Origin of the sequence: Thermogutta sp. (assembly GCF_014359955.1) — a bacterium.
Classification (GTDB): domain Bacteria; phylum Planctomycetota; class Planctomycetia; order Pirellulales; family Thermoguttaceae; genus Thermogutta.
The window spans coordinates 1-1,162 of record NZ_JACIYL010001069.1 but is presented as its reverse complement, the minus strand read 5'-3'; the positions used below and the strand labels follow the sequence as shown (position 1 = coordinate 1,162).

The 1,162-nt window shown below is 60.5% G+C and carries 2 protein-coding genes; one reads left to right on the top strand and one right to left on the bottom strand.

The window, feature by feature from the left end; genetic code table 11:
• Nucleotides 1-31: 31 nt before the first annotated feature.
• Complete coding sequence (locus tag H5U08_RS19420; protein ID WP_297037022.1) at nt 32-259, top strand: cold shock domain-containing protein; 228 nt, start codon at nt 32-34, stop codon at nt 257-259.
• Nucleotides 260-517: 258 nt separating this feature from the next.
• Here the strand turns inward: H5U08_RS19420 and H5U08_RS19415 are convergent.
• The coding region (locus H5U08_RS19415; RefSeq protein ID WP_297037020.1) for an MqnA/MqnD/SBP family protein at nt 518-1,162 on the bottom strand (645 nt) is incomplete at its 5' end.

The window sequence follows — 1,162 nt, the reverse complement described above, 5'->3', positions numbered from 1 at the left end:
CGAGTACGTTTCGTTTTGAGGAGTGGCTTTAATGGCCGAGGGTGTTATTAAGAAGTTGGTTGTGGACCGCGGTTTTGGCTTCATCCAAACCACCGGTTCCGGGCGCAAGTCGGATGTCTTCTTCCACTTCTCCGCAGTGGAGGGAGCGCGTTTCGAGGACCTTCACGAAGGTCAGAGCGTCGAGTACGATCTGAGCTCTGAAGCGCCGAATCCGGGCCGTGGCAAGGGCCCCCGTGCGGTTTCCGTTCGCCCCAAGTGAACGGCTGATCGCCTCGGAAACCGACCATCCCGATGATTCAATCATCACGGCTGTTCGGGATCCATCGTTTTTCGTCTGCCCAAGATCCGCTCGTTATTGACGCTGGGGTCGTCGGGTAGGTCCTCGGTGAGTCGACGAGCACCGGACCGAGGGGTAAATTGGTGACAAAACGCACCCAACAGGGACCATCATGGTCCCTGTTGTTTTTTCTTGCCCTCCAAACTCGCTGTGGATTAGAGTGTGGCCTGTCCGGCCGGATCACGCGTCTTCAACAAATTCTGGTTCAATCGGTTCAGGAAGAGCCCGCACTTCGAATCCCCTTCGTAAAAAGAGACGAACCGCCTCTATTCCCTGGGGCCCGAGCTCCTGGGTCCACCGATTCACGTACATGCCCACGAATTGATCCGCGAGCGAATGATCGAGGTCCCGCGCATACCGCATCGCATGGGCCAGGGCCTCGTCACGGTGGGCCAGCGCATAATCGATGCTCTGCCGCAGCAACCGGTGGATGTCCCGCCGCACCTCCAGCCCGAGATCCCGCCGGATGGCATTCCCGCCCAGGGGCAACGGTAGTCCGGTTTCCGTGGTCCACCACTCCCCCAAATCCACCAGCTTGACAAGTCCCTCCCTGGCAAAGGTCAGTTGCCCTTCGTGGATGAGAAGTCCCGCCAGAACGGGCTGATCGCCAAAACGGCCCTCTGCCACCACGCGGGGAATTTCATCGAACGGCACGAGCACAAAGGGGAAATCGGCCCCAAGATACAGCCGGAGAGCCAGAAAGGCGCTCGTCCACCGGCCGGGCACCGCGATCGGACCTCGCCGCAACTCGTCCCGGCTCAGTGACCGCCGAGCCACCACCAGCGGGCCGTAGCCATCACCCATGCTGGCACCGCATCGGCACAG